Here is a 21,903-nt window from a genome sequence, read left to right as displayed (position 1 = left end):
CGCGGGTCGGAGGTCTGTGCGTCAGTCACGTTCCGATCCTAAGACGGTTGGCGGGAAGGGAGCCGAGACGGCGTAACACCGCGAAAGACTTCGTCCTCCTAGTCCTGGTCCTCGTCCTCGTCCGGCACAGCGATGAAACGCACCCAGGCCCAGACCGACAGGCTGAGAGCAGCGAACCCGGCGGCCAGCACCAGCGGCAGCACCGCTCCCGCCGCCCCGACCGTCGTGAGCCCGGAGAGGAACAGCAGCGCGAGCCCGCCGAACGCGCAGAGTGCCAGCAGCGCCCAGGTGACCGGCGACCAGTCGAACAGCCGCCGGCCACTGGAGCGCGCGACCGGCACCAGCAGCACCGAGGCCGAGCCGAACGAGGCGAGCACGATCACGTTGCTGAACTCCGCCGCCGCCGCGATCCACAGCTCGGGTGAGCCGGTGGCGCCGCCGAGGGCGGTCGAGACGAGCCACGCCACGGCCCCCAGGGCGATCAGGCAGAGGATCTGCACCGCCGCGAGCTTCCCTCGCGCCGCGGTGAGTACGGCTCGGGATGCGCGCGACTGCTCGTCGGCGGACGGCGGCACCACGAGCATCCCGGCGACCAGACCGAACACGAGCGCCGGTTCGAGGTCGGCGAGCCGCGACACGAGGGCCAGGGCGATCGAGACGAGGAGGAGGGAGGGGCGGATGCGCACGCGCGACGAGATGGCGAAGAACCGGCGGGCGAGGAGCGCCGGCAGCGCCGTGGCCGCCAGGTTCACCACGACGACCGCCGCGACGACCGCGAGGAACAGGCGCAGGTACGCCGGCTGCCCCAGCACGGGCCCGGAGAGGGTGATGATCGCGGCGGCAGCGAGGACGGCGGCTCCGGCCCGGACGACCGGGTTCAGTGTCACCTCGGGAGCGGCGTCGTACTCGTGCCGGGAGCGGTTGCGGCCGAACCAGCGGTCTGTCCAGCCGGTCACGGCGGCCGCAGCGGCGGCGATGACGACCGGGCCGGTTGCGGGGTCTTCGGCGGCGGGCCGAGACCGGTCGCTGTCCGGTCGTGCACTGGTGGGTCGGTTGTCGTCCGGTCGTGCGCTGTTCGGCCGTGCGCTGTTCGGCCGTGCGCTGCCCGGGCGAGCGCCGTGCGGGGCTCCGCCGTGCACCGCACCGCGTCCGAGAACGCCGAGCGAGGCCACGGCGCGGCCGAGCAGCCGCGCGGGCAGCGCGACGAGCAGGAGCGCGAGCACCGCGACGAGGAGTGCCACCCAGAGCAGCCCGCCCGCTCCGGCGCCGAGCATGGGCAGCACCGCGGAGGTGAAGCGGGTCGCGTCGGTCCAGGTGCCGGGGGTCTGGAAGGGTGTGCCGGGCGGGATGACCGTATCCTGCCCGGGGGCCGTCGGCGCGGTGCCCGGCGCCCCGCCGGAGTCGCCACCCCCGTTGCCACCACCACTACCGCCACCGGAGCCACCGCCCGACCCCGACCCCGACCCCGCGCTGCCACCGGGCGGCACGGCACCGTCGGATCCGGGAGTCGTCGTCGAGGGGCCCGTCGTCGAGGAGGGCACCGGGGTCGACCCCGGCTGTCCGGGTGCGGGTGTCGCGGGCGAGCCCGGGTCCTGGAAGACCAGGGTGAGCGGCCCGCTCTGCACGCTCACGTTGCCCGCCGCATCCTGTTGCAGCACGGCCAGCGAGTAGCTGCCGGCCGGGATCGCCGCCGAGACGCACGACCAGGTGCCACCGGAGACGGGGGTGTCGCAGAGCACGTGGGCCCCGGCGAAGACCGAGACGGTCGCGCCGTTCTCGCCCGTTCCGGAGAAGACGGCTCCGGATGTGCTCACCGCCGTGCCCGAGGCGGGGGACCGGAGCACCGGGGCGGGCGGCACGGTCACGTCGACCACGATCGCGAGCGGGCTGCTGGCGGGGGAGGCTGTGCCGCCGCTCCAGGTCGTGGACTGCGTCGCGGTCACCTGGTACGGGCCGTCGGTGATGCCTCCGCCGAGGGGGCAGGACCAGGCGCCGGAGCCGTCGGCGGTGCCGGCGCAGGAATAGCCGGCCGCGGTGGCGGTGACGGTGGCGCCGGGGAAGGCGCTGCCCTGCACGACCGCGTTGGTGAGGGTTCCGCGGGGGCCGCCCGTGACGATTGGTGCGGTGAGCACCTTCACCGTCACGGAGGTGCTGACGGGATCGGCGCCTGCGGTGAGCGCGACCGCACGGACGAGGGTGGAGGGCGAGGAGGCGAGGCCCGTGACCTGGCACGACCACGCACCATCGGCGCCGGGGGCCACGATGCAGTCGGGCTCGGAGGCGGAGCCGACCAGGATCTGCACTTCGGAGCCCGGCGCGGCGGTGCCGCTGACCAGGACCGAGTCGGAGACGAGCGTGCCGGCGGCGGGCGAGAGGATGACGGGTGCAGGCGGGGGCGCCGGGTCGGCGGGCGGCGTGGTCGTCGGGGGAGGCGCCGGTGCGGATTCGTCAGGGGCGGGAGCCGACGACGGGGCGGGCGCGGGTGCCGTGTCGGCGTCTGCGGGCGCGGTGCCGCTGGCCGCAGATCCGGATCCGGACCCGGTCTCTGCGGGTGCCATGCCGGTATCGGCAGGTGCGGTGCCGGTGCCGGTCGTGGCCGTCGCCTCGCTCGGCATCCCGGCGGCGCTCGCCGCGCTCGGTACCGCCCAGCCGGCGACCGCGAGTCCCGCGACGAGCAGCGCGGCGGCGAGCCGACCGGCGGGCCGCGCGGAGGGCCGGATTCCGTGCATCCGGAGCCCGTGCATCGGGAGCCCGCGCTGCCGCCCCGGGAGTCGCCCGGCGGCGCCGTCACGGGGCCGCGACGGCGCTCGATCCTTCACGTTCTCTGATGCCGACACCTCCGACTATTGAGGCAGAACCCCCGACGAGGCCTCAACCCGGGCCCGGCCTTTCGGATGAGATTCGGAGAGAACCATGTACACGACAGTCGTCGCTGGGCCATACTGGCGCGACTGGGACGCCCGACCCACTCGGTCCGGCCACTCCAGTCCGCTCCCGCAAGCACCAGTCCGCACCAGCCCGCTCCCGCCCGACCCAGCCCGAGAGGAACCGCATGCCGCACATGCCGGTCACCGAGCGCCGTGAACGCCTGCTCGCCGCCGCCTTCGCCGTGATCGCCCGCGCCGGGGTCGCCGGGGCCACGACCCGGGCCGTCGTCGACGAGGCGGGCATGAAGCTCGCCAGCTTCCATTACGCCTTCCGCTCGCGGGAGGAGCTCCTGGCGCAACTGGTCGACGTCGTGGTCGAGAACCAGGAGGTCGTGCTCGACGTGCCGGCCGCCGCGCCGGGTGCCGACCTCGCCGGGCTGATCGAACTCGGGCTCCTCCGCTTCTTCGACCAGGTGCGCGCCGACCCGCAGCGCGAGCGGGCGATGTTCGAGCTGACCCAGTACGCGATGCGCACCCCCGGTATGGCCGGGGTCGCCGCCCGGCAGTACGCCCGGTACCGTGCGCTCGCCGAGGCGTCGCTCCGTGAGGCGTCGACGGCCACCGGATGCACGTGGGCCCGCCCCGAGGAACAGCTCGCCGCCGACCTGGTCGCCCTCACCGACGGCATCGTGCTCGCCTGGCTCGCCGACGGCGACGACGTCCGTGCCCGTGCCACCATCGCCTTCGCCGCCCGGGCCCTCGCCGCCGAGGCCCACCCCGCCCCGGCCCGCCCCACCGAAGGTCCTCGATCCGTCACTTCTGGTCGCTATCCGGCCGGAATAGTGACAACAACTGACGGGTCGAGGGCAGTCGTGGGGGGTGTCGACCCCAGAGGGGCCGCCGACGCGTCCGGGAGCCGGGCGTGAGCGCCGTGACGCCCGGCGACGCCAGGGACGCCAAGGCTCCCAAAGAAGCCACGGCCGCCACTAGCGCGCCGGAGGCGCTCGCCGAACCGGTGCGGCGCGTCGGGGGCGGGTGGATCGCTCTCTTCGGGGCCGCCTGGCTCGGCATCTGGATGGCGCAGCTCACTCCTATCCAGCTGCTCCTCCCGCTGCAGGTCGAGCAGCACCTCGAAGCCGCCTCCTGGACCGAGAACGTCGTCGCCTTCGGCGTCATCTCCGCGATCGCCGGCGTCTTCGCCCTGATCGCCTTCCCCGTGACCGGTGCCCTCTCCGACCGCACGACCTCGCGCTTCGGCCGCCGCCGCCCCTGGATCGCCGGGGGAGCGCTGCTGTTCGCCGTCTCCCTCTTCCTCCTCGGCCTCCAGGACGGCCTCGTCGGCGTCGGGATCTGGTGGACCCTCGCGATCGTCGGCTTCTGCATCCTCTCCGCCGCCCTGACGGCCACGATCTCCGACCAGGTGCCGGTCGGTCAGCGCGGCTTCGTCTCGAGCTGGATCTCGGCGCCCCAGGCGATCGGCCTCATCCTCGGCGTGCTGCTGGCGACGACCCTGTTCACGGGCCAGTTCCTCGGCTACACGGCCGTCGCCGTGCTGCTGGTCGTGCTCGTCGTGCCGTTCTGCCTCCTGATGCCGGATGCGCGGCTCGACCGGCGAGACCGGCCGCCCCTGACGCTGAAGGCGCTGGTCGAGGGGATGTGGGTCAGCCCCGTCGCGCATCCGGATTTCGGCTGGACCCTGCTCAGCCGCATCCTGGTCAACATCGGCAACGCGCTCGGCACGACACTGCTGCTCTACTTCCTGATGTTCGGCCTCCGCGACCCGAACGCCGAGGACGACCTGCTCGTGCTGATCGTCGTCTACACGATCTTCGTCGTGCTCGCCTCGATCGTCGCGGGCGCGCTCTCGGACAAACTGGCCCGACGGCGGATGTTCGTGCTCGTCGCCGCGGTGCTGCAGGCGCTCGCAGCACTGCTGCTTGCGTTCGTGCCCGACCTCACCGTCACCATGGTGGCGGCGGGACTCCTCGGCCTCGGCTACGGCTGCTTCCTCTCGGTCGACCAGGCGCTCGCGACCCAGGTGCTGCCGGATCCGGCCTCCCGCGGCAAAGACCTGGGGATCATGAACATCGCGACCGCCGTGCCGCAGGCGATGGCGCCGCTCCTCGGGGCCGCGATCGTCAGCATGATGGGCGGCTTCCCCGCCCTGTTCCTCGTGTCGGCGGTCTTCGGGCTCGCTGGCGCGGCAGCCGTCTCGCGCGTGAGGAGCGTCCGATGACCGAGAGCACCCCCGCCGCCCTGCGGCTCGACCTCGACCAGCCCGAAGGCCCCGCGCTCTGGCGCGACGACCAGCGCTACTGGCGCGGGATGACGGCGGCGACTGCCGACCGCGAGCCGCCGGTGGCCGTCATCGGGCTCGAGGCCCTGCTGCACAACGCCCGCTCGATGCTCGAACGCGCGGGCGGCACGCCGATCCGGGTCGCCAGCAAGTCCATCCGGGTGCGCGCGGTGCAGGATGCGGTGCTCGCGCTGCCCGGGTACGCCGGCATCCTCGCCTACACGCTCCCCGAGGCCCTGTGGCTGGCGGCAGAGGAGAACGGCGGGTCCGCCGGGTCTGCGGGCTCCGGTGTCGAGGACGTCGTCGTCGGCTACCCGACGGCCGACCGCACCGCCATTCGCGCGCTCGCCGCCGACGAGACGCTCGCCCGACGGGTCACCCTGATGGTCGACTCGGTCGAGCACCTCGACCTGATCGACAGCGCCGTGGCGCCGACGGCCCGGCCGCCGGTGCGGGTCGCCATCGAGCTCGACTCCTCGTTCACCGCCCCCGGGCTCGGCCGGCTGGGGGTCTGGCGGTCGCCCATCGCCACGGTCGAGCAGGCGACCGCGCTGGCCCGCGTCATCCTGGCCCGGCCCGGCTTCGCCCTGGTCGGGATGATGGCCTACGAGTCGCAGATCGCCGGCGTCGGCAACCGCCCCGGTGGCAACCCGGTGAAGGCGCTGGCGCTCGGCCGGGTGATCGACTGGATGCAGTCGCAGTCGGCCGGTGAGCTGGCCGAACGGCGCGGCGCCGTCGTCCGCGCGGTGCGCGAGCTCGCCGATCTCGAGTTCGTGAACGGCGGCGGCACCGGCTCGCTCGAGTCGACGAGTGCCGACCGCTCGGTGACCGAGGTCGCCGCGGGCAGCGGACTGTTCGGAGGGCACCTCTTCGACACCTACTCGCGGTTCACGCCCGCTCCGGCCGCCGCCTTCGCGCTGCCGGTGGTGCGGAAGCCGCGGCCCGACATGGCGACCGTGCTCGGCGGCGGCTGGGTCGCATCCGGCCCTCCCGCCCCGGACAGGCTGCCCCGCATCGTGTGGCCGCGCGGCACCCGGATGCAGGCCCGCGAGATGGCGGGCGAGGTGCAGACCCCGCTCTCCGGCCGCGGTGCGGCAGCACTCCGGGTCGGCGACCGGGTCTGGTTCCGGCACACCAAGTCCGGCGAGCTCGCCGAGCACGTGGACGAGTTCTGCGTGGTGGAGGACGGCGAGGTGACCGCGGTCGTGCCGAGCTACCGCGGCGAGGGGAAGGCCTTCCTGTGACCGCGATCAACGGCACCTGGCGCAACTGGGCCCGCACCGAGAGCGTCACGCCCGTGCGGGTCGAGCGCCCCACGACCATCGGCGCCGTGCAGCGGGCGGTCGTCGGTGCCGCGCGCGCCGGGCTCCGGGTGAAGGCCGTCGGCGCCGGGCACAGCTTCACGGCGATCGCCGTGGCGACCGGGGTGCTGCTCGATCTCGACGACCTCACCGGCATCGTCGGCGTCGACCGCGACCGCGGGCGGGTGACCCTCCTGGCCGGCACCCGCCTGTTCCAGCTGCCGAAGCTCCTCCGGCCGCACGGGCTGGCCCTGGCGAACATGGGCGACATCGACCGCCAGTCGATCAGCGGGGCGATCTCGACCGGCACGCACGGAACGGGGACCGCCTTCGGGGGGATCGCGACCCAGGTCGTCGGACTCACCCTGGTGACCGCCGACGGCGAGCTGCTGCGGATCGACGAGGAGGAGAACAGCGAGCTGCTGCCCGCCGCCGCCCTCGGCCTCGGCGCCCTCGGCGTGATCGTCGAGGTCACCCTGCAGTGCGTGCCCGCCTTCGTGCTCGAGGCCGTCGAGCGCCCGATCCCGATGAACGAGGTGCTCGAGGCGATCGACGACCACGTCGACGGCAGCGACCACTTCGAGTTCTACTGGTTTCCGGGAACGGGGACCGCGGTCACCAAGACCAACACCCGAGCCGACGGCTCCGTCGCGCGACGCCCGCTGCCGGCCGCCCAATCGTTCGTCGACGACACGCTGATGGCCAACGGTGTCTACCGGGTCACCTGCGCGGTCGGCGCCGTCATCCCCGCCGTCGTCCCGACGGTCAACCGGCTCGCCGAGCGGCTCTGGTCGAACCGCGACTTCTCCGACCACTCGCACGAGGTCTTCGTCGCCAAGCGCACCGTGCGCTTCCGGGAGATGGAGTACGCGATCCCGGCCGCCGACGTGCCCGAGGTGCTCCGCGCGATCGACGACCTCATCCAGGAACGCGGCTGGCGGATCTCCTTCCCCGTCGAGGTGCGCTTCGCCGCCGCCGACGACCTCTGGCTCTCGACCGCCACGGGGCGGGCGACCGGGTACATCGCGGTGCACCGCTACTTCCGGGAGAATCACACGGAGTACTTCGAAGCGGTCGAGGAGATCATGAACCAGCACGCCGGACGCCCCCACTGGGGGAAGCTGCACACCCAGGACGCAGCCTCCCTCGCCCAGCTCTACCCGCGCCACGGCGACTTCGCGGCGCTCCGCGACCGGCTCGACCCGGAGCGGCGCTTCACCAACGCCTACCTCGACCGCGTGCTCGGGGCCTGAGGGTGGCCCGGATCACGACCAGCGGAGCCGGTTCCCCCGACGAGCGCCGCGCGTTCGCCCGCGACCTCGGGGGACGACTGCCCGAGGGCTTCGAGCTCGGAGTGACGACCAGCGCTTTCCAGATCGAGGGCGCCACCCACGAGGGCGGCCGCGGCGAATCGGTCTGGGACGCCTTCAGCCAGGAAGCCGGGCGGATCGCCGACGGGTCGACGGCCGACCGCGCGGCCGACCACTTCCACCGGATGCCCGAGGACGTCGCCCTCATGCAGGGCCTGGGGATCGACACCTACCGGTTCTCGTTCTCGTGGCCCCGGCTGCAGGCCGAGGGCAGAGGTGCCCTGCGTTCATCCGGGACCGACTTCTACGAGCGCCTGCTCGACCGCCTCGATGCCGCCGGCATCCGCTCGTTCGCGACGCTCTTCCACTGGGACACCCCGGCGGCCCTCGGGCCCGGCTGGTTCTCGCGCGACACCGCGCTGCGCTTCGGCGACTACGCGTTCGCGCTGGGGGAGCGGTTCGGCGACCGGATCGGGCGGTGGGCCACGATCGAGGAGCCGGCCACCGTCACCTTCGCCGGCCACGCGATCGGCGTGCACGCCCCGGGAGCGACCCGGCTGTTCAACGCGCTGCCGGTCGCGCACCACCAGCTGCTCGGCCACGGGCTCGCCGTCCAGGCGCTCCGGGCGGCGGGGGTGCAGGGCGGCATCGGGATCGTCAACGCGCACTCGCCCGTCGTGCCCGAGACCGACTCGGATGCGGACACCGCGTTCGCCGAGCTGTACGACGTGCTGCAGAACCGGGTCTACGCCGACGCCGTCCTCCTCGGCCGTTATCCGCAGCCGCCCGAGGGCTTCGAAGCGCTCTTCACGGCGCTCGCCGAGGCCGACCCGGTCGACCTCGCGCTGATCGGCCAGCCGCTGGACTTCTACGGGCTGAACTACCGCTTCCCGACCAAGATCGCGGCGGGATCCGGGGTGGCCGCGACGCCGGACGGCGGGTCGGCCGCGATGGCGTCCCTCCCGTTCCACTTCGCCGACTGGCCCGAGTACCCGGCGAGCGGGAGCGGCGACCCGATCGCGCCCGAGTTCCTCGGCACCGCCCTGCGTGAGCTCGCAGAGCGGTACGGCAGCGCGCTCCCTCCGGTGTTCGTCACGGCGAACGGCGTGAGCTTCCCGGATGCCGTCGAGCTCGAGGAGGGTACGGGAACACCGCGGGTGCACGACGGGCTGCGGATCGACTACCTCGCCCGGCACCTCGACGAGGCGGTGGGGGCGGCCGCCTCGGCCGGCGTCGACCTCCGGGGGTACTTCGTGCGGTCGCTGCTCGACGACTTCGGCTGGGAAGCGGGCTTCACCCGGCGGTCGGGGATCGTGCACGTCGACTTCGACGAGTTCACCCGGAAGCCGAAGGACTCGTTCGCGTGGCTGCGCCTACTCGCGGAGTCGCGCTGAGTGTCCTCCTGAATGCTGTGAGGACGCCTCAACGACTCTGGGAGCGGCCCGTCCTCTCGCTATACTGCTGGCATGTGGGCATGGCTGATCCCGGTAATCATCGTCGTCGTTCTGGTCCTGATCGTCGGCATCTATCTGTGGGCGACGTACAACGCGCTCGTGACGCTGAAGATCCGCGTCGACGAGGCGTGGAGTGACATCACCGTCCAACTCAAGCGTCGAGCGGATCTGCTGCCGAACCTGATCGAGACGGTGAAGGGCTACGCGGCGCACGAGAAGGCGGTCTTCGAGAACGTCACGAAGGCCCGCGCCGAGACGCTGTCGGCCCAGGGGCCGGCCGAGGCCTCCGTCGCCGAGAATCACATGCAGAACGCGCTGAAGAGCATCTTTGCGGTCGCCGAGGCGTACCCGCAGCTCCAGGCGAGCCAGAACTTCCTGCAGCTGCAGGCCGAGATCGTCGACACCGAAGACAAGGTGCAGGCCTCGCGCCGCTTCTACAACGGTGGTGTGCGCGAGCTCAACACCAAGATCCAGCAGTTCCCGAACAACGTGTTCGCACGTCGTCTCGGGTTCACCGAGCGCGAGTTCTTCGAGGTGTCGGACATCGCCGCCATCGCCGAGCCGCCGCGCGTGCAGTTCTGAGCGCGCGCATCCCTCTGCGACACCCCGAACCCGAGCGGTAGTCCTGGTCCATGTACAGCGCCATAGCGAAGAACAAGCGCAACACCGTCATCATCATCGCCCTGTTCCTGCTGATCATCGGCGGGCTCGGCTGGCTGGCAAGCTACATCTACGGCAACCTGTCGATCGTGATCATCACGGTCGTGGTGGCGCTCGGCTACGCGCTGATCCAGTACTTCGCCGCCAGCGGGCAGGCGCTCGCGATGAGCGGCGCCCGCGAGATCCAGAAGCGTGACAACCCGCGGCTCTGGCGTGTCGTGGAGAACCTGTCGATCACGACCGGCACACCGATGCCGAAGGTCTACATCATCGACGACCCGGCCCCCAACGCCTTCGCGACCGGGCGCGACCCGCAGCACGCGATCGTGGCCGCGACCACGGGCCTGCTCGACCTGATGGACGACGCGGAGCTCGAGGGCGTCATGGCCCACGAGCTCGGCCACGTGCGCAACTACGACATCCGGGTCTCGATGATCGTCTTCGGACTGGTTGTCGCGGTGGGCTTCATCGCCGACATGTTCCTGCGGATGGCGTTCTTCGGCCGCAACAACAACAACGGCAACCCGATCGTCATGGTCTTCGGCCTCGTCGCGATCCTGATCGCGCCGCTCGTCGCGACGGTCGTGCAGCTCGCGGTCTCCCGCCAGCGCGAGTACCTCGCGGATGCGACGGGTGCGATCACGACGCGCCACCCGGATGCACTGGCCAGCGCCCTCGAGAAGCTCGCCGCCTACGGCCGCCCGATGCAGAAGCAGTCGTCGTCGATGTCGCACATGTGGATCGCCGACCCCATGAAGCCCGGCATCATGGACCGCCTGTTCTCGACCCACCCCCCGATCCCCGACCGGGTCAAGCGCCTGCACGATATGGGTGGGTCGTTCTAGCTCCGAGAGAGTTCGGCTGCCAAGGCGGTCGCCAGGGTGCCGCGAGGGGCTACCTCTATGCCGTTGGGGAGGGACTGCCAGGCGGCGGCCTCGCGGAGGAGGGACGCTATGCGGGGGACGTCGTCGGGGACGAGCGAGGGCTCGGCCCACGCGGCCTGCACGCGGAGGATGCCGGCCTGACGGTCGCTCTTCAGGTCGATGCGCGCCGGGATGCGGTCGTCGATCAGCACCGGCAGCACGTAGTAGCCGTACACCCGCTTGGGCTGCGGCGTGTAGATCTCGATGCGGTAGTGGAAGTCGAACATCCGGAGCGCCCGGTCGCGCTCCCAGACCACCGGATCGAACGGTGACAGCAGCGCCGCCGCCTCGATCCGCCTCGGCAGCCGCGCGTCGCGGTGCAGGTAGACGTCGCGGCTGAGCCCGGAGGAGGGCCAACCCGGCACCGTCACCGGCACGAGCTCGCCCGACGCGACCAGCTGCTCGACCGCGGGCTTCGCATCCACCGTCTTCAACCGGAAGTAATCGGCCAGCTCGCCGAGGGTGCCGATGCCGAGCGCCCGCGCCGACTGCGAGACCAGCTGCCGCACCGCCTCCTCGCGCGGCACCGCCTGATCGAGCAGCCCGCTCGGCAGCACCTGGTCGGGCAGGCCGTAGACCCGCTCGAAGCGCACCCGCCCGGCCGACACGACGTCACCCTGCCGGAACATCGTCTCGAGCCCCCGCTTGACGTCCGACCAGCCCCACCACGGCCCCTGCCGACGGTTCGACTCGTGCTCGATCTCGCTCGCCCGCATCGGCCCCTTCGCGGCCAGCTCGGCGCGAAGCCAGTCCATCGTGCCCTGATTGGATGCGCCCCAGGAGTCGGGATGCGTGCGGTACCACTCGCGGTAGTCGTTTTTCCGCCAGCCCATCAGCGGCAGCGTCTCCAGTGGGAGGAAGGAGGCCTCGTGTGCCCAGTACTCGGTGACCGTGCGCCCGTAGGTGAGTGAGTCGAGGAGCGTCTTGTCGAAGGCCCCGAGCCGCGCGAACACGGGCTGATAGTGGCTGCGCTCGTAGACGTTGACCGAGTCGATCTGCAGCAGGGCCAGCCGGCGCAGCAGCAGTTTGAACTGCCGGGTGCCGGGCACGACTCCGGAGGCACGCGCCCCGAAGCCCTGAGCGGCCAGCGCGACGCGCCGCGCCAGTGCGGGAGATACCGAATCGACCATCGAGAACGACCCTAGCGACCCCCGCCGACATCGCCCGGCGCGACCCGGTGCATCCGTCACCGCCCGTTCATCCCCGATTCACGGCGGCGACCTCACCCCGCCTTGCCCGGACCCTACCGTGCAGGAGTCGGCCCACCCGGCGGAGCAACGGCCCGCGACCTAGCGCGGGCGGCCGGGCACCGACACCAGGAGGATCAGTGTTCACCAAGCGCATCGCGATCGCCGGCACCGCCGTCGCCGCCGCTCTCGCCCTCGGCCTCGCCGGCTGCTCGGCCGACGCCTCGGCGTCGTCCGGCTCCGGCAGCAACTCGGGAGTCGACGCCGCGACCGCCACCGGCCTCGACGCCTTCGGCGGTCTCTCGGGCCTCGAGGACGCGGCGAAGGCCGAAGGCGCCCTCAACGTGATCGCGCTGCCCCGCGACTGGGCGAACTACGGCGCCGTGCTCGACGCGTTCACCGCCAAGTACCCCGAGATCACGATCAACGAGGCCACCCCCGACGCCTCGAGCGCCGAGGAGATCCAGGCCGCGAAGAACCTCTCCGGCCAGGACACGGCTCCGGACGTCTTCGACGTCGGCGCCGCAGTCGCCCTCGCGAACACCGACCAGTTCGCGCCCTACAAGGTCGCCACCTAGTCCGACATCCCGGATGCGCTCAAGGAGGCCAGCGGCCTCTGGGTCGGCGACTACGGCGGATACATGGCGGTCGGCTACGACCCCGACGCCGTCGCCGAGCCGAAGAGTCTCGACGACCTCCTCAGCCCCGCCTACAAGGGCAAGGTCGCCATCAACGGCGACCCGACCCAGGCCGGCGCCGCCTTCGCCGCCGTGGGTCTCGCCTCGGTGCAGAACGGCGGATCGGTCGACGACTTCCAGCCCGGCGTCGACTTCTTCGCCGAGCTGAACAAAGCCGGAAACTTCGTCAAGATCGACCCGACCCCCGCGACCATCGCGTCGGGCGAGACCCCCGTCGTCTTCGACTGGGACTACCTCAACGTCGGCTACGGCAAGGACCTCGAGGGTCAGCGCAACTGGAAGGTCACGATCCTCCCGGGCACCGGCTACGCGGGCTACTACAACCAGGCCGTGAACGTCGACGCCCCGCACCCGGCGGCCGCGCGCCTCTGGCAGGAGTTCCTCTACAGCGACGAGGCCCAGAACCTCTGGCTCGGCGGCGGCGCCCGCCCCGTGCGCGCCGAGGCGATGGATGCGGCCGGCACCATCGACAAGGACCTGTTCGCCGACCTCCCCGCCGTCCCCGGCGAGACCGTGGTGCCGGATGCCGACCAGGCCGCGGCCGCCTCGGCCCTGCTCGGCCAGAAGTGGGCTGCGGCGGTCCAGTGACCTCGATCGCCCGGCCGCGGGGCACGAGCCCGATGCGCGCTCTCCTCTCGGGGAGCGTGCTCGGGCTCGTGCCCTTCACGGCCTACATCATCCTGTTCCTCGCCCTACCGACGGTTATCGCCCTGGCGACCGGCCTGGTCGACGGGCAGGGACACTTCACCCTGTCGAACCTGACCGCGCTCGGCAATCCGGTCGTGCTCTCGACCTTCGGCAACTCGCTCTGGCTCTCGGCCCTGACCGCGGTGATCGGTGCGTTGATCGGTGCGCTGTTCTGCTACGCCCTGCTCGGCGCGAAGCCGACCGGCGCGCTGCGCTTCGTGGTCGACGCGGCCAGTGGGGTGCTCGCGCAGTTCGGCGGCGTGATGCTCGCGTTCGCGTTCGTGGCGACCATCGGCATCCAGGGCATGGTCACGGTGTTCCTCAAGAACAATCTCGGCATCGACATCTTCGCGAACGGCGTCTGGCTCTACGACACCCCGGGGCTGATCCTGCCGTACATCTACTTCCAGGTGCCGCTCATGATCATCACCTTCTCGCCCGCGCTCGAGAGCCTCAAGCCGCAGTGGGCCGAGGCGAACGCGATGCTCGGCGGGGGAGTGCTGGGCTACTGGCGCCACATCGGCCTCCCGGTGCTGCTGCCGTCGTTCCTCGGCTGCCTGCTGCTGCTGTTCGCCAACGCGTTCTCGTCGTTCGCCACCGCCGCGGCTCTCACCAGCCAGGGCCAGCAGATCGTGCCGCTGCAGATCCGCGGCGCCCTCACGAGCGAGACGGTGCTCGGCCAGGAGAACCTCGCCGGCGCGCTCGCTCTCGGGATGATCGTGGTCATGGTCGTCGTGATGACGCTCTACTCGCTGCTCATGCGACGCACGGCGAGGTGGGTGCGATGAGCCGCGGCGTGCATCCCGGGCCCTCCCGCACGACCCGGATCGTGATCGTCTCGGTGATCGGCATCCTCTTCCTCGTGCCCATCGCCTCCATGATCGAGTTCACCCTGCGCAAGGGCCTCGGCGGCGGTTACGACTTCAGCCGCTGGGCCGCCGTCTTCACCTCAGGGGCCACGGGGGAGTACAAGGCCGTCTTCACGGGGGCGGGCAACTCGCTGCTGCTGGCCGTCGTCACGGTCGCGGTCATGCTCGTGCTGCTCGTACCCACGATGGTGCTCGTGCGCATCCGGTTCCCCGGCCTGCAGCGCGTGCTCGAGTTCGTCTGCCTGCTGCCGATCACCATCCCGGCGATCGTGCTCGTGGTCGGGCTCGCCCCGGTCTACTCGGTGGTCGCGCGGATGTTCGGCAGCGGGGTCTGGACCCTCGCCTTCGCGTACGGCGTCATCGTGCTGCCGTACACGTACCGTGCGATCCAAGCGAACCTCGCCGCAGTCGACGTCGTGACCCTGAGCGAGGCGGCCCGGTCGCTCGGCGCCGGCTGGTTCACGATCCTCGTGCGGGTGGTGGTGCCCAACATCCGCCGCGGGCTCCTCGCCGCCTCGTTCATCTCGGTGGCCGTGGTGCTCGGCGAGTACACGATCGCGGCACTGCTCAACCGGGTGAACCTGCAGACCGCGCTCGTCGTGGTCAGCAAGGCCGATCCCTTCGTCGCGGTGATCTTCGCGCTGCTGGCGCTGCTGTTCGCCTTCCTCCTGCTCGTCGCGATCGGGCGGATCGGATCGGCCCCGAAGTCGTCGACGTCGTCGAGGTCGTCGAAGCGGGCGTCGTCGACGACACTCTCACGACCGCTCGCTCCCGCAAGCCCGCTCGCGCCGGCGGCATCCGACCAGAAAGCACGCTGATGTCCCTCTCCCTCACCCGCCGCCCCGCCGCCGCACCGGCGACGGAGGCGCGCCAGCCCGGCTCCCGCGTCGAGCTCCGCGGCATCGTCAAGGAGTTCGGCGGTGGCCACCGCGCCCTCGACGGCGTCGACCTCGTGATCGAGCCCGGCGAGTTCGTGGCGCTCCTCGGCCCCTCCGGCTGCGGAAAGACGACGGCCCTCCGTGTGCTCGCCGGCCTCGAGCTCGCCACCAGCGGCACCGTTCTGATCGACGACACCGACGTCTCGGGTCTCCCGGCCCGCCGCCGCGACATCGGCATGGTCTTCCAGTCGTACTCGCTCTTCCCGCACCTGACCGCGCTCGCGAACGTCGAGTTCGGGCTCCGGATGCGCCGAGTCGGGCAGGACGAGCGGCGCCTCCGAGCGGGCGAGGCCCTCGAGATGGTCGGCCTCGGCTCCTTCGGCGGCCGCTACGCCCACGAGCTCTCCGGCGGCCAGCAGCAGCGGGTGGCCCTCGCTCGGGCGCTCGTGACCGAGCCGCGCGTGCTGCTGCTCGACGAGCCCCTGTCGGCTCTGGATGCGCGGGTCCGGGTGCAGCTGCGCGACGAGATCCGCCGCATCCAGCAGGACTTCGGCATCACGACGGTCTTCGTCACCCACGACCAGGAGGAGGCCCTCGCGGCCGCCGACCGGGTCGCGGTGATGCGGGCCGGCGGCATCGAGCAGATCGGCGCGCCCGAGACCCTCTACTCCCGCGCGGCGACCCCGTTCGTGGCCGAGTTCGTGGGCTCGAGCAACCGGTTGCGCGGCCGCGTCTCCAGCGGAGTGGCCGAGGTGTGCGAGGTGCGGCTGCCGCTCATCGACGAGACCACGCCCGATGGCGAGGTGATCGTGTTCGTGCGGCCGGAGGACCTCCGGTTCGCCGACGACGGCATCCCGGTCGAGGTCGTCTCGACCAGCTTCCTCGGCTCGTTCCGGCGCACCACCGTCGCGCTAGACGACGGCACCGTGCTGGTCGTCCAGCACGCCCCCGGTTTCGTGCCCGAGGTGGATGCACGGCTCGGCCTCCGCTTTGACGGAGCGCCGGTCGCGGTGAAGGCCTGGGAGTAGCGAGCGGGGTAGAGGGCTGGGAGTAGCGCACCAGTCCCGAATGCATACGAGCGGACGCATACGTCCGCTCTTAGACTGAGCGCATGTCGCAGAGCGAGCGTGATGACACGGTGCCCCCCGGCATGCGGATCGCGGGCGCGTGGGCCTGGCGCATCCTCGCGGTGCTGGCCGTGCTCGCGGTGCTCGTCTTCCTGATCATCCAACTGCGGCTGCTGATCGTCCCGGTGCTCGTCGCGGTCGTACTCTCGGCCCTGCTGGTGCCGTTCAAGAACTTCCTGGTGCGGCACCGCTGGCCCAAGGGGATCGCGGTCGCCGTCGCCGAGCTCGGCACGATCGTGGTCGTGGCGGCGCTGGTCTTCCTCGTCGCCACCCAGGTCTCGTCGGGCTTCGGCGACCTCCGCGACCGCACCCTCACCTCGTACAACGACCTGAAGGCGTTCCTGGCGCAGTCGCCGTTGCAGATCTCTGAGAGCGACTTCAACGGGTACGTCTCGCAGATCTGGGATGCGGTGCAGGAGGACAGCCAGGCGCTCATCTCCGGCGCCGCAGCGGTCGGGTCCAGCATCGGGCACGTGCTCGCGGGCGTGCTGCTCACCCTGTTCTCGACCCTGTTCATCCTGATCGACGGCGAGCGGATCTGGGGCTGGATCGTGCGCCTGTTCCCGCGCCGGGCCCGTGCCGCCACGGACGGCGCCGGTCGCGTGGGCTGGAAGACGCTGCAGAACTTCGTGAAGGTCCAGATCCTGGTGGCGTCGATCGACGCGCTCGGCATCGCGATCGGAGCGGCCATCCTCGGGGTGCCGCTCGCCATCCCGATCGGCGTCCTGGTCTTCCTGGGTTCCTTCATCCCGATCATCGGTGCGGTGCTGACGGGCGCCGTGGCCGTGTTCATCGCCCTGGTCTACAACGGCTGGGTCATTGCCCTGATCATGCTCGGCGTGGTGCTGCTCGTGCAGCAGGTCGAGGGCCACGTGCTGCAGCCGCTCGTGATGGGCTCGGCCGTGCGCATCCACCCGCTCGCCGTCGTGCTCGCCGTGGCCGGAGGGTCGATGGTGGCCGGGATCCCGGGCGCCTTCTTCGCCGTGCCCCTCGTCGCGACGCTGAACGTGATGGTCAATTACGTCGCCGGAGGGGCGTGGCGGGCCGATACGCCGGTGCCGGCACTGGCGGCACTGGCGGCACATGCACCGCCGCCGGACACCCCCGAGCCGGCCGCATCCGCTGCATCCGCTTCCCCCGCATCTGCTTCTCCCGCCCCCTCTTCTTCTCCGGCCGGCTCACCCGAACCTCCGGCCACGACCCCCTCGCCCGCGAAGGACACCTCGACCGATGACTGATCACGCACCCTCCTCGGGCGGCACCGCCCCCGCCACGACCGTCTTCCCCGGCCCCTCGCTCGCCGACATCGAGAGTGCGCGCACCCGGGTCTTGAAGGTGGCGCAGGTCACCCCGATGGAGACCTCCCGGTTCCTCGCCGACTTCGTCGGGTCGCCGGTGCTGATGAAGCTCGAGAACCTGCAGCGCACGGGCTCGTACAAGATCCGCGGCGCCTACAACCGCATCTCGAGCCTGTCGGACGAGGAGAAGGTGGCCGGCGTGGTCGCCGCCTCGGCCGGCAACCACGCCCAGGGCGTGGCGTTCGCCGCGCGCGAGCTCGGCATCCCGGCGACGATCTTCATGCCCATCGGCGTGCCCCTGCCGAAGCTCCAGGCCACCCGCGGGTACGGCGCCGACGTCATCCTGCGCGGCCACTCGGTCGAGGAGGCCCTGCGGGCCGCCGCCGAGTTCGCTCAGTCGACCGGCGCCGTGGTCATCCCGCCGTTCGACCACGTCGACGTCGTGATGGGCCAGGCGACGCTCGGCCTCGAGATCCTCGACCAGGTCCCGGATGTCGACACCATCGTCGTGCCCATCGGTGGCGGCGGGCTCATCTCGGGCATCGCGAGCGCCGTCAAGCAGCGTGCCGCCATCCTCGGCCGACCGATCACGGTGATCGGCGTGCAGGCCGCCAATGCTGCCGCCTACCCGCCCTCCCTGGCGGCGGGGGAGCCGACCACCATCGTGACCTCGCCGACGATCGCCGACGGCATCCTGGTCGCGCGACCCGGTGCGCTCAACTTCGAGATCATCTCCCGGTTGGTCGACGAGGTCGTCACGGTCTCCGAGGCCGACACGGCCCGCGCCATCCTGATGCTGCTCGAACGGGCCAAGCAGGTCGTCGAGCCCGCCGGCGCGGTGGGGGTCGCGGCGATGCTCTCGGGCCAGATCCGCGACACCGGCACCACCGTCGTGGTGCTCTCGGGCGGCAACATCGACCCGCTGCTCATGCAGCGCGTGATCAGCCACGGCCTCGCGGCCTCGGACCGGTACCTCAAGCTCCGGATCATGCTGCCCGACCGTCCCGGCCAGCTCGCCCGCACGGCCGAGCTCGTCGCCGAGGCGAACGCGAACGTGGTCGAGGTGCAGCACACCCGGCACGGCAAGGGCCTGCAGATCAGCGAGGTCGAGCTCGAGCTGCACATCGAGACGCGCGGCCCCGAGCACCGCGAGCTCGTCATCGCGAAGCTCCGCGACGCCGGCTACACCGTCCGCGTCGAGCAGTAGGCGCCGGCAGCCGGCGGGTCAGCCCTGGAAGGTCTCGACGTTCGTGACCTCGACGGTGATGTCGCGGCCGTTGGGGGCCGCGTACGTCGTCTTCTCGCCGATCTTGAGGCCGATGATCGCGGCCCCCAGCGGGCTCTGCTCGCTGTAGACGTCGAGGTCGGCGTTGCCGGCGATCTCGCGGCTGCCGAGCAGGAAGCGCTCCTCGCCACCGGCGACCAGCGCGGTTACGACGACCCCGGGCTCCACGACACCGTGGCTCTCGGGCGTCTCGCCGACCTGGGCGGTGCGCAGCAGCTGGGTCAGCTGGCGGATGCGGGCCTCGATCTTGCCCTGCTCGTCCTTCGCGGCGTGGTAGCCGCCGTTCTCCTTGAGGTCGCCCTCTTCGCGAGCGGCTTCGATGCGCTTGGCGATCTCGGTCCGGGCCGGGCCGCTCAGCTCCTCGAGCTCGTTCGACAGACGGTCGTACGCCTCCTGGGTGAGCCAGGTGATCTGAGTGTCTTCAGCCATCGGAAAAGTCTATGTGAGCCAGCAGTTGTACACCAAACCCGTGGAGGCCAGTTCGCTGGTGCGTACGACCTCCGAGAACGAGCGGGTCGCCTGGTCAGACGGGGGCACGTCGATCACCTTCCACCCCACCACCGCGAACTTCTCGCTGAGGGCCTGCACGATGCAGCTCGACGCCGATCCGCGGGGCACGGTCAGGTCGAACTCGACCTCGACGCTGCGGTCGTCGACGACCGTGTGCGCGGTGTCCTGCGCCTTGACCGTGGCCGAGGCCCCGTCGAGCCCCGCCCAGACCACCCAGGCCGTGATCACGACGGCCACGGCGGCACCGGCGACCCAGGCGATCAGCCGTCCGCGGGCACGACGGCCCGGTGTTCGGCCGTACCGGGCGGCGAGCGTTCCGCTGCTGGTCACGCGGCATCCTCCCGGGCTCGAACGATTAGTCTTGGGGTTGGTTCTCTTACCAGGCTAATTGCAATCTCGAGGAGTTGAGACCGCTGACCCTGCGCCTCATGGCCGTGCACGCCCATCCCGACGACGAGTCCAGCAAGGGCGCGGCCACCTACGCCTACTACCTCGACCGCGGCGTCGAGGTGATGGTGGTCAGCTGCACCGGGGGCGAGCGCGGTTCGATCCTCAACGAGGCCCTCGAGCCGAAGATCTGGGCCGAGCGTGACATGGCAGGCCTCCGCCGGGTCGAGATGGCGGCCGCGCAGGCCGCGGTCGGCTTCGAGCACCGGTGGCTCGGTTACGCCGACTCGGGTTGGATCGAGCCCGGCTCGGGCGACCCGCTGCCGGTCAACTCCTTCGGGGCCATCCCCGTCGAGACCTCAGCGGCTCCGCTGGTCAAGCTCATCCGCGAGTTCAAGCCGCAGGTGCTGGTGACCTATGACGAGCAGGGCGGCTACCCGCATCCGGATCACATCCGCTGCCACGAGATCTCCGCCTTCGCCTACGAGGCCGCCGCCGACCCCGAGGCCTACCCGGAGACGGGGCCTGCCTGGGCGGTGTCGAAGCTCTACTACGACCGCATCATGAACCCTGCCAAGTTCGAGGCCGTCTTCGAACTGCTCACCGCCGAGGAGCCTGAGAGCCCGGTGCTCAAGCAGCTCGGCGAGATCCGTGAGCGGATGAACGAGCGGGCTGCCGCCGAGGCGAGCGCCGCCGAGGCCGCCGGTTCGTCGTCCGACGTCCCCGCTCCGGTACCGGTGCTGGTCAGCATCCCGGCGGTCGACTTCTTCGACGTGCGGGATGCGGCGCTCCGGGCGCACGCGAGCCAGGTCGCACCCGACCACCCGTTCTTCTTCTGGCCGAACGATCTGCAGAAGCGCGCCTGGCCGTACGAGGACTTCGAGCTCGCCCGTGCGCGCATCGAGGTGCTGTCGCCGGAGACCGATCTGTTCGACGGAGTCTCCGACGACGCGGGTGACCAGCGATGATCGCTCTGCCCACTCTCGTGGCGACCTCGGTCGTCACCGTGCTCGCCGACGTGACCACGCCTGATCCCGACACCGTCACTCCCGGCATCATCGGCTTCGTGGCGACCTTCGGCATCGCGCTGATCACGCTGTTCCTGATCATCGACATGGTGCGCCGCGTGCGCCGGGTGAACTACCGGGCGCAGGTGCGCGAGGAGCTCGAGGCCGAGCTGGCGGCGCAGGCGGCTCAGGATGCGACGGGTTCGGATGCCGAGCGTCCGAACGGGACCACAGAGAAGAAGCCCGAGTAGCGCCGGGCGTCGTCAGGCGCCTCCCGGCACCCTCAGCCGTTGAACGGCGGGTTGATCGCCAGCAGCAGGATCGCGGTCCAGTGGCAGACGAACGCCACGACCGTCAGCGTGTGGAAGATCTCGTGGAACCCGAACTTCCCCGGGAACGGGTTCGGCCGCTTCAGCCCGTACGCGACCGCCCCGAGCGTGTAAGCGAGCCCGCCCACAGCGACGAGCACCATCGAAGCCGGGTTGGCGTTGAAGATGTCGACCAGATACATCACCGCGGCCCAGCCGAGCGCGAGGTACAGGAGCACGTAGAGCCAGCGGGGCGCGTGGATCCAGAACACCCGGAAGCCGATGCCGAGCAGGGCTCCCGCCCAGACCAGGCTGAGCAGCAGCACGCCCTTCTCGGATGGGAGCGCGAGCAGGGCGATCGGCGTGTAGGTGCCGGCGATCAGCAGGAAGATGTTGGCGTGGTCGATGCGCTTCAGCAGCAGCTTCGCCTTCGGCTGCCAGTTGAAGCGGTGGTAGAGCGCCGAGTTGCCGAACAGCAGCATCGAGGTCAGCGTGAACACCGCGCTCGCCCACTTGGCGGCAGCGCCCTCCGCGACGCAGATCAGCACGATCCCGGCGACGATCGTGAACGGGAAGGTGCCCGCGTGGATCCAGCCGCGCCAGGTGGGCTTGACCTCGGCCGGGTGCTCGAGCGCGTCGTCGAGAAGGGGGATGCGGGGGAGCTCGGGGCCGCCGTCGTCGACCGTGTCGGGTCGCGCATCCGCTGCCCGTCGGGGTTCGCCGGCGAGCTGGCTCGCGCGGGTGTCGGGGCCGGGACGGGGGGTCGGATGCTCGGGTGCGGCCATGCGCCAAGACTACGCCCCGGGGTCGTCGGCGTGCCTGGGAGCGGGCACCGGCAGCGGCCCGTTCGA

19 protein-coding genes and 1 pseudogene are annotated in these 21,903 nt (G+C 71.3%); 15 read left to right on the top strand and 5 right to left on the bottom strand.

All coding sequences use genetic code 11. The features are described 5' to 3' along the window. Nucleotides 1–98: 98 nt before the first annotated feature. On the bottom strand, nucleotides 99–2,729 hold the full coding sequence (locus HSO01S_RS08815; RefSeq protein WP_066040460.1) for an Ig-like domain-containing protein: 2,631 nt from the start codon (nucleotides 2,727–2,729) through the stop codon (nucleotides 99–101). 323 nt (nucleotides 2,730–3,052) lie between these two features. On the opposite strand from HSO01S_RS08815, the gene HSO01S_RS08810 reads away from it, so the two are divergent. From HSO01S_RS08810 to HSO01S_RS08780, 7 genes are all read left to right on the top strand, one after another. Then, complete coding sequence (locus tag HSO01S_RS08810) at nucleotides 3,053–3,793, top strand: TetR/AcrR family transcriptional regulator (protein WP_066040459.1); 741 nt, start codon at nucleotides 3,053–3,055, stop codon at nucleotides 3,791–3,793. Next, nucleotides 3,790–5,103 (top strand): MFS transporter, encoded by a 1,314-nt coding sequence (locus HSO01S_RS08805; protein WP_245635943.1) that lies wholly within the window; start codon nucleotides 3,790–3,792, stop codon nucleotides 5,101–5,103. The genes HSO01S_RS08810 and HSO01S_RS08805 overlap by 4 nt, the downstream gene beginning before the upstream one ends. Further along, nucleotides 5,100–6,407, top strand: coding sequence for an alanine racemase (locus tag HSO01S_RS08800; RefSeq protein WP_084361488.1), 1,308 nt, complete (start codon nucleotides 5,100–5,102; stop codon nucleotides 6,405–6,407). The genes HSO01S_RS08805 and HSO01S_RS08800 overlap by 4 nt, the downstream gene beginning before the upstream one ends. Beyond that, on the top strand, nucleotides 6,404–7,717 hold the full coding sequence (locus HSO01S_RS08795; RefSeq protein ID WP_066040457.1) for a D-arabinono-1,4-lactone oxidase: 1,314 nt from the start codon (nucleotides 6,404–6,406) through the stop codon (nucleotides 7,715–7,717). The genes HSO01S_RS08800 and HSO01S_RS08795 overlap by 4 nt, the downstream gene beginning before the upstream one ends. 2 nt (nucleotides 7,718–7,719) lie before the next feature. Continuing rightward, nucleotides 7,720–9,168 (top strand): family 1 glycosylhydrolase, encoded by a 1,449-nt coding sequence (locus HSO01S_RS08790; RefSeq protein ID WP_306306983.1) that lies wholly within the window; start codon nucleotides 7,720–7,722, stop codon nucleotides 9,166–9,168. Nucleotides 9,169–9,240: 72 nt separating this feature from the next. After that, nucleotides 9,241–9,810, top strand: coding sequence for a LemA family protein (locus HSO01S_RS08785; RefSeq protein ID WP_066040455.1), 570 nt, complete (start codon nucleotides 9,241–9,243; stop codon nucleotides 9,808–9,810). 50 nt (nucleotides 9,811–9,860) lie between these two features. Then, nucleotides 9,861–10,733, top strand: a complete 873-nt coding sequence (locus HSO01S_RS08780) for a M48 family metalloprotease (protein WP_066040453.1) — start codon at nucleotides 9,861–9,863, stop codon at nucleotides 10,731–10,733. Here HSO01S_RS08780 and HSO01S_RS08775 read toward each other — a convergent pair. Continuing rightward, entirely contained in the window at nucleotides 10,730–11,941 is a 1,212-nt protein-coding gene (locus HSO01S_RS08775; RefSeq protein WP_066040450.1) for a winged helix-turn-helix domain-containing protein, read from the bottom strand. The genes HSO01S_RS08780 and HSO01S_RS08775 overlap by 4 nt on opposite strands. 197 nt (nucleotides 11,942–12,138) lie before the next feature. Between HSO01S_RS08775 and HSO01S_RS08770 the strand changes: the two are divergent. From HSO01S_RS08770 to ilvA, 6 genes and pseudogenes are all read left to right on the top strand, one after another. Continuing rightward, nucleotides 12,139–13,284: pseudogene (locus HSO01S_RS08770) on the top strand (ABC transporter substrate-binding protein). Between the two features lie 32 nt (nucleotides 13,285–13,316). Then, on the top strand, nucleotides 13,317–14,171 hold the full coding sequence (locus HSO01S_RS08765; RefSeq protein WP_066040779.1) for an ABC transporter permease: 855 nt from the start codon (nucleotides 13,317–13,319) through the stop codon (nucleotides 14,169–14,171). After that, entirely contained in the window at nucleotides 14,168–15,070 is a 903-nt protein-coding gene (locus HSO01S_RS08760; protein ID WP_084361520.1) for an ABC transporter permease, read from the top strand. Before HSO01S_RS08765 ends, HSO01S_RS08760 begins: the two co-directional genes overlap by 4 nt. Next, nucleotides 15,070–16,158 carry an ABC transporter ATP-binding protein gene (locus HSO01S_RS08755; RefSeq protein WP_066040447.1) on the top strand — a complete coding sequence of 363 codons (1,089 nt, stop codon included), beginning with the start codon at nucleotides 15,070–15,072 and terminating at the stop codon, nucleotides 16,156–16,158. The genes HSO01S_RS08760 and HSO01S_RS08755 overlap by 1 nt, the downstream gene beginning before the upstream one ends. 83 nt (nucleotides 16,159–16,241) lie before the next feature. Continuing rightward, nucleotides 16,242–17,495 (top strand): AI-2E family transporter, encoded by a 1,254-nt coding sequence (locus HSO01S_RS08750; RefSeq protein ID WP_084361487.1) that lies wholly within the window; start codon nucleotides 16,242–16,244, stop codon nucleotides 17,493–17,495. After that, on the top strand, nucleotides 17,488–18,762 hold the full coding sequence (ilvA, locus tag HSO01S_RS08745; RefSeq protein ID WP_066040445.1) for a threonine ammonia-lyase: 1,275 nt from the start codon (nucleotides 17,488–17,490) through the stop codon (nucleotides 18,760–18,762). Before HSO01S_RS08750 ends, ilvA begins: the two co-directional genes overlap by 8 nt. A gap of 18 nt (nucleotides 18,763–18,780) precedes the next feature. Here the strand turns inward: ilvA and greA are convergent, their stop codons facing one another. Further along, nucleotides 18,781–19,269, bottom strand: a complete 489-nt coding sequence (greA, locus tag HSO01S_RS08740; RefSeq protein WP_066040444.1) for a transcription elongation factor GreA — start codon at nucleotides 19,267–19,269, stop codon at nucleotides 18,781–18,783. Between the two features lie 9 nt (nucleotides 19,270–19,278). After that, nucleotides 19,279–19,680: a DUF4307 domain-containing protein gene (locus HSO01S_RS08735; protein WP_066040443.1), complete on the bottom strand. Its 402-nt coding sequence runs from the start codon at nucleotides 19,678–19,680 to the stop codon at nucleotides 19,279–19,281. A gap of 98 nt (nucleotides 19,681–19,778) precedes the next feature. Between HSO01S_RS08735 and mca the strand changes: the two genes are divergently transcribed. Then, nucleotides 19,779–20,705, top strand: coding sequence for a mycothiol conjugate amidase Mca (mca, locus tag HSO01S_RS08730; protein ID WP_066040441.1), 927 nt, complete (start codon nucleotides 19,779–19,781; stop codon nucleotides 20,703–20,705). Beyond that, complete coding sequence (locus HSO01S_RS08725; RefSeq protein ID WP_066040439.1) at nucleotides 20,702–20,995, top strand: hypothetical protein; 294 nt, start codon at nucleotides 20,702–20,704, stop codon at nucleotides 20,993–20,995. Before mca ends, HSO01S_RS08725 begins: the two co-directional genes overlap by 4 nt. A gap of 32 nt (nucleotides 20,996–21,027) precedes the next feature. On the opposite strand, the gene trhA is transcribed toward HSO01S_RS08725, so the two are convergent. Further along, complete coding sequence (gene trhA, locus HSO01S_RS08720) at nucleotides 21,028–21,837, bottom strand: PAQR family membrane homeostasis protein TrhA (RefSeq protein ID WP_084361486.1); 810 nt, start codon at nucleotides 21,835–21,837, stop codon at nucleotides 21,028–21,030. Nucleotides 21,838–21,903: the final 66 nt, after the last annotated feature.

The organism is Herbiconiux solani NBRC 106740, assembly GCF_001571005.1.
Classification (GTDB): Bacteria; Actinomycetota; Actinomycetes; order Actinomycetales; family Microbacteriaceae; genus Herbiconiux; species Herbiconiux solani.
This window is presented reverse-complemented; position numbering and strand designations above follow the sequence as displayed.